The sequence below is a fragment of the Armatimonadota bacterium genome (genome assembly GCA_016125185.1).
GTDB lineage: Bacteria > Armatimonadota > Fimbriimonadia > Fimbriimonadales > Fimbriimonadaceae > Fimbriimonas.
Map to the genome: position 1 here is coordinate 120,191 of WGMG01000011.1, position 6,062 is coordinate 126,252.

Annotated in this window: 7 protein-coding genes; 6 read left to right on the top strand and 1 reads right to left on the bottom strand. The window is 57.9% G+C overall.

The window, feature by feature from the left end:
- Positions 1-52 precede the first annotated feature (52 nt).
- The 4 genes from GC165_20540 to GC165_20555 all read left to right on the top strand — a co-directional run bounded on the left by GC165_20540 (position 53) and on the right by GC165_20555 (position 3,285).
- Positions 53-1,072 (top strand): metalloregulator ArsR/SmtB family transcription factor, encoded by a 1,020-nt coding sequence (locus GC165_20540; protein ID MBI1335258.1) that lies wholly within the window; start codon positions 53-55, stop codon positions 1,070-1,072.
- A gap of 5 nt (positions 1,073-1,077) precedes the next feature.
- Positions 1,078-1,962, top strand: coding sequence for a prepilin-type N-terminal cleavage/methylation domain-containing protein (locus GC165_20545; GenBank protein MBI1335259.1), 885 nt, complete (start codon positions 1,078-1,080; stop codon positions 1,960-1,962).
- Positions 1,938-2,120, top strand: a complete 183-nt coding sequence (locus tag GC165_20550) for a hypothetical protein (protein MBI1335260.1) — start codon at positions 1,938-1,940, stop codon at positions 2,118-2,120. The genes GC165_20545 and GC165_20550 overlap by 25 nt, the downstream gene beginning before the upstream one ends.
- A gap of 196 nt (positions 2,121-2,316) precedes the next feature.
- On the top strand, positions 2,317-3,285 hold the full coding sequence (locus GC165_20555) for a family 43 glycosylhydrolase (GenBank protein MBI1335261.1): 969 nt from the start codon (positions 2,317-2,319) through the stop codon (positions 3,283-3,285).
- Between the two features lie 425 nt (positions 3,286-3,710).
- Here GC165_20555 and GC165_20560 read toward each other — a convergent pair whose 3' ends face one another.
- Positions 3,711-4,664, bottom strand: coding sequence for a hypothetical protein (locus GC165_20560; GenBank protein MBI1335262.1), 954 nt, complete (start codon positions 4,662-4,664; stop codon positions 3,711-3,713).
- A 464-nt stretch (positions 4,665-5,128) separates the two neighbouring features.
- Here GC165_20560 and GC165_20565 point away from each other — a divergent pair, with 464 nt between their 5' ends.
- Entirely contained in the window at positions 5,129-5,527 is a 399-nt protein-coding gene (locus tag GC165_20565; GenBank protein ID MBI1335263.1) for a transposase, read from the top strand.
- 71 nt (positions 5,528-5,598) lie between these two features.
- The coding region (locus GC165_20570; protein ID MBI1335264.1) for a transposase at positions 5,599-6,062 on the top strand (464 nt) is incomplete at its 3' end.

The following is a 6,062-nucleotide window of genomic DNA, read 5'->3' on the forward strand; positions in this document are numbered from 1 at the left end:
AACTAAGCAAAGGCGCTGGTTTCGCTTCGCTTAGTGGAGATTTCGATCACCGATGAGGAATAGAATCGACTCGCACTATCTGCACGTCAATGGGGGCGCGGGGGCCGAGGTGTTTAAGGCACTGGGCTCTGAGACCCGTCTTGAAATCCTCTCTCTACTAGTTTCGGGCGATCGCAACATCAACGAGATTTGCCTTCATTTGAACCTATCGCAACCCACGATCAGCAAACATATGCAGATTTTGGAGCAGGTTGGCCTCGTGGTGAGCGAGTACTTGCCGGGGACGCAAGGCATGCAGAAACGATGCCGTCTTCGCTACGACCAGATGATCGTTTCGTTTGAGAGTTCGGCCGAGGTCGAGGAGCGGGTGGAAGAAGTTTCCATGCCGGTTGGCCTATATAGTGTGGCGGAGGCGATGCCGCAGTGCGGTTTGGCGAACCGCGAGAAGATCATCGGATTCCTCGATGTTCCGCAAGCGTTTTTGGACCCCGAGCGGGCCACGGCCGAAATTCTTTGGATGGCGGGCGGGTACGTCGAATACATCTTTCCAAACTCTCTTCCGGCGGCGGTCGAGATTCTTCGCATGGAATTCATCTGCGAAGCCTGCTCGGAAGCGCCGAATTACAACCACGATTGGCCCTCGGACATCACGCTGTGGGTCAACGACACCGAGGTTGGCACGTGGACCTCGCCGGGCGACTTTGGCGCGAAGCGCGGCGCGCTAAACCCGTCGTGGTGGATCGACCACATGACGCAGTACGGCGCGCTGAAGATTTGGTCCATCGACCGCGAGGGCTCGTCGCTGGACGGCAATCCGGTTTCCGGCATCACCTTGGCCCAGGCGAACGTTCGACCCAACCAGCCGGTGCGAATCCGCGTCGGGGTGAAGCGCGACGCCGTCCATCGAGGCGGCTTCAACCTGTTTGGCAAGGGATTTGGCAACTATGCGCAGGACCTGGTTCTGCGGCTTCACTACGTGATGAACCCGACCGAGGCAGCCGATCGCCCGGTCCTCAAACGATCTTTCAATCCTGATTTCGACCCTGCAATCAAAACGCTCGAGGATGAGTAACGACCATGAAAAATAAAGCATTTACGCTCATAGAACTTCTAGTAGTCATCGCGATTATTGCGATTCTGGCGGCAATCCTCTTTCCGGTTTTCGCACAGGCGAAAGCGGCGGCAAAGAAGGCTTCCGACCTTAGCAACGTCAAACAAACCACGCTCGCGGCGATCATTTACCTTTCCGACAACGACGACGTATTCGTCGCGAACGGCGAGGGAATGGTGCCGGGAAACGCGGGTAACTGGTCCACCATGGAACCGTGGACGGGCCAGACCAACTTCTACGGCAACACGTATGGCGCGGGTGCGGGCGGCGATCCCCCCAACCAGGCTCCGCTTGGATTTATGGACCCGTTGGTGGTTCAGAACTGGGGACGAGAGACGTATCCGTACATCAAGAGCATGGATATGCTCGTGAGTCCGTCGGCGCCGAACGACGCCGATCCGAAATGGGCTCCGGTGCCGAACAACGCCAAGGCGGGCCGCACCAGCTACATGATGAACGGCTGTGTGAGCCGTTTGTCTTCGACGGCGGTTAGCAAGCCCGCGGACATCGTGCTGTTCCAATCTCGTGCGACGACGGTTAAAGAAGCCATCGTCTCGCCGCGTCGAAGCTACTTTACGGATGGAGCGAAGCACGCGAATGACGCAGACATCTCTTGGGGCGGCTTCAATTTTGCGAAAGGCGGCAACTACGGATTCACCGATGGCCACGCGAAGTTCCTGAAGCGAAAGGCGCTGCGATTCAAGCAACTCGGCTTCTTCGAGTGGGTGTATATGGACAGCCGCGGAACGTGGGTGAACCCGGACACGAACCCGACGATGGACGCTGATCCTGAACTTGGCCTGAATTACTGGGGATCATGGGGGCAATGCGACGCGTCGCAAGTGCCTTAGCCATCGGTCTCGTCGCCCTGCTTGCCTTCGGGGCGGCGGGGTGCTCGACCGAGGAGAATCCGATCACGCCTCAGAAGATGCAGGAGATTCGGAAGAAGGAGTCGCAGGAACGGGCGAATTTTCATCCGGACATGAATGCTCCGAAGCCTGGAGGGTAGGGAGTTAGCGGGGAAAGCTTTGATAGGGTTTTCCCATCCACCCCGTCTCCGATTCTCGGAGCCACCCCTCCAAGCTTTGGAGGGGAGCGCTCTTTCGTGGTTGTTGGAACAGCCATTCGTCAGAAGATAGTTGGAATTGGGAGGCCGGGTTGCCGGGTCTCCCAATTCCTATTTAGAAATCGAGGATAGTAAGAGAGTGCTATGTCTGCTTTTGATGGCGGTGACCATGTCTAGCCAGGAAACCTACACGAACCCGGTCTATAACGCGAACTTTCCCGACCCGTTTGTGGTGCAGGACGGCGGGACATTCTACGTTTACGGGACTCAGCGCAATGGGCAGGGATTTCAGGTCATGTCGTCGAAGAACTTGGTGGACTGGACGGTGCTTGATCCAGTCGGAAAGCCGTCTTGGTCGCACAGTCAGATGTGGGCGCCGGAGGTTTACAAGCATGACGGCAAGTGGTATTTCTTCTTTTCGGCGCTGAACCCGACGACGAACAAGCGGGATTTGGCGGTGTCGATTGGCGATGGTCCGCTCGGTCCGTTCCACGATCTGGCGGTTCTCGTTCCGGGCGTGTCGGAGAACTCGGGGCCGTCGCAGGACGGGGCGATCGACGCGACACTGTACTTTGAGGACGGCAAGACGTACCTGCTGTATATTCGGGAGGCAGCGCCGCGAGCGCTGAAGATCGTCGAGCTCGCGCCGGATTTTTCGAAGACAGTGGGTGAGGCGAAGGACCTTTTGCACGCCGATCGGAAGATCGAGCAGGGGATTTTGGACGCGCCGACGCTGATCAAGCGGGACGGGACGTATTGGCTGTTCTTCTCGGGCGGGTGGTTTCAGTCGTGGAAGAAGGATGCCAACTACCGGGTTTGGTACGCGACGTCGTCGTCCTTGATGGGGCCCTATAAGAAAGCGGCGAAGCCGCTGATCGAGGGGAAGAAGGATTTGGTTTACAGCCCCGGGCATCAGACGATTTTCGAGCTGCCGTCGGGCGAGTGGTGGATCGCCTATCATGGATGGGATGCGGAAGGGGACCCGATGTACGGGCATAACAAGCATGGCCGGACGTTGCGGATCGATCGGTTGACGTGGACGGCGAAGGGACCGCACGTGGATGGTCCGTCGGTGACACCGCGGGTTCGTCCGACGGTTGGGGATTAAGCTTCAGGGAGTGGCTTATTCCCAGACCTCCTCCCCACCGCTTCATTTCATTCAGCGACTCCACATGAATCCTGCCTTTGTGGCAGGCTCCATTGTGGACCCTCCCCAGGGAGTAGCGTGGTTAGTCAGAGATCGAAGGCGATTCGGCGCAATTTAGTCTCGACATATGGAGATTTACAATAGAACGAGTGGGAATTGACTCAGATCGAGCCTAATAGCCACGCTGCCCACCTGAGGGGGGCCGGTAAGCGTAGCGAACCGGAGGGGGGAGGCGGAACACCAATCTATGATCAGAGGTTCTGAGGTTTAAGAGTCCCCGAAAGGGAATCCTTATTGACCTGCCCGACAATTACACAGGCGAGACGCCTGTGCTCCCAAAGAATTAGGAGGCCATCCCGGGCCGATGCCCGGGATGAGGTTGAGGGTTATTTGCCGATCGACTTGCCTTTCGACAGGATTTGGCTGAGCGATTGGAGCGAGCCGAGGGCGTCGGACATTTGGCTGAGCGCCGCCTCCGCCTGTTTCGGGTAGGCGGCCATAATCGCGCGGACCTGCTTTTGCTGTTCGGCCGATAGCCCGGCAAGGACTTGGCGGCTAAGGCTGATCTTGAACGGTGCGGGGCCGGGGCCGTGACCTGGGCCGATCCAGTGTCCACCGTTGCCGCACGTGTCGTCACCGGTCCAGACGAAGATTCCCGCACTGATCAGTTGAACGATCTTGGCAATCTTCACGCCGGGGGACGAGGTGTCGGTGGTCTGGTAGAACGCGAACCAAATCTGGCCGGTTTGCCCGGCGGAGAGGTGGAGATCGGTCGTATTTTGGATGGTCGAGGCTCCGACGATCTGCTTCCACTCGACGAACGGCACACCATCGACGTGCGTGTTGGCGCGGACGTTTTCGGCGTGGTCGGTGAGGACGGTTCCGTCCTGGTTGCTGAACGTGGTGGCAGCCGCATCGACGGTGTCGGGCGGGGTGGGCGGCGTGAGGACTTTGATGAAGTCCAGGCTGTCCGAAAATTGGCCGGTGTCGACATTGAAGGCGTCGACCCAGATTCCGGGGCCGTGGGGACCTCCGATGCCTCCGGGCGGCGCATAGACGACGAGGATTGCGATGTCGGTGGTGCCGACGGGAACCGTGTGGTTGCCCGGCGACGTGTAGAGATGGTTGCCATCGGCGGCGCCATTGACCGACATGAAGGCGAAATTCACGGGAGTCCCGTTGAAGTCCTGCACGGCGAAGCCAAGGGCGTTGAGCGTGTCACCGGCGGAGGCGTGTCCTGTGGCCTCGTCGATGATGTTGTTCTGAGTGCTGAAATGGTGGTGGCGAACCCCTCCACCCGAATGGGTGTAAACAATGTACTTAATTGAAGTGTTGATCATGTCCAAAACATCCCGCTTGGAATTTGCAAAACAAGGGCAGGGCAACGTTTTATGTCCGCCCTCACTGTCATTCTAAATCTGCCGGTATTTTTGCGAGGTTAGGGGGGTGAAGAATGGTTCGAACTACCTATGGTTTTGGCCGCCATAATGGCGGGGTCGTCCCGATTATCGGGACTCCTCGGACTTTTCTTGAACGGCAATTACCAGGGGTCAAACGCGGCTTCGCTGCGCGTTTGACCCCTGGCTCGTGTCTTAAACTCTTTGTGATGGTCCTCCCGAGGACGCTCGGGTGGTGGAAGGTGAGCACGTCCTGGGCTATGTGTTTTGAACCCGCAACTTAGATATGAGGCCCCTTCCACCCAGTCGCCTTTCAAACCCGCACAGCATCTTAGCCCTACCGAGGCCGTACACGAGACGTGGAGTTCGAGGCGTACTGAGTATCCGGGGCGACCTAGGCAATTCCTATGGTACACCGTCATTTCGGCATCGATGTTTCGGCAAAGGACTTTCGAGTCTGTTTCGTCTTTCGCGGCAAAGCGTATGTGGAGGGTTTTTCCAATACGGCGGAAGGCTTCGACCATTTAGTGGAGTGGGCAAGGGAGGTTGCTCTTGGCGGGCGGCTGCGCTTCTGTCTGGAGCATACCGGCGGCTATGAGTCGGAACTCGTTGGCTACCTTCAGTCTCGGGGTTTCTATGTGAGCGTAGTGGACTCGAGCCAGTCTCATCACTTTCGGCTCTCGTTGGGCAAGCGAGGCAAAAGCGATGCGGGCGATGCCTACTGCTTGTCCTTATACTCCAAAGAGCGTCAACCGAAGAGTGGAATCCAAGGCCGGACCCCTATCTCTGTTACCTCCAACTCGTGAGAGCCAGAGACGCGTTCGTCGAGGATTTGACGAGGCTCAGAAACAGAGCCGGATCGCCCGGAGTTCTGACGATGGTGCGCGAACAGCTCGACATGGCGGTGGCCGTCACCCGCCACGCCATCCAGAATTTGGAAGCCAAGATGAAAAAACTCGAAGAGAGCGTCGAAGAACTAGGACGACAAGCCAGACGGCTTACCAGCGTTACCGGCATCGCCCTGACCAGCGCGCGGCAAATCCTGAGTGAAGTAGGACCGGTCTGCGCCTACCCCACGCCTGAAAAACTCGCCTTGGCCGCAGGACTCGTCCCCCTCCCCAAAAGATCCGGAACCAGCCTGAACCAAACCGGACTCCAGCCTTACGGAAACCCAAGGCTGCGAAGAGCGCTCTACCGCTGTGCACTCGTGGCTAAGCAAAGAGACGCGGCCTTTAAAGCCTACGCCGAAAGAATCCAGGCTCATGGGCACAAATCCAAAAAGACCGTCATCGTCGCATGCGCAAGGAAACTCGCACACGTCGTCTGGGCAATCCTAACGAA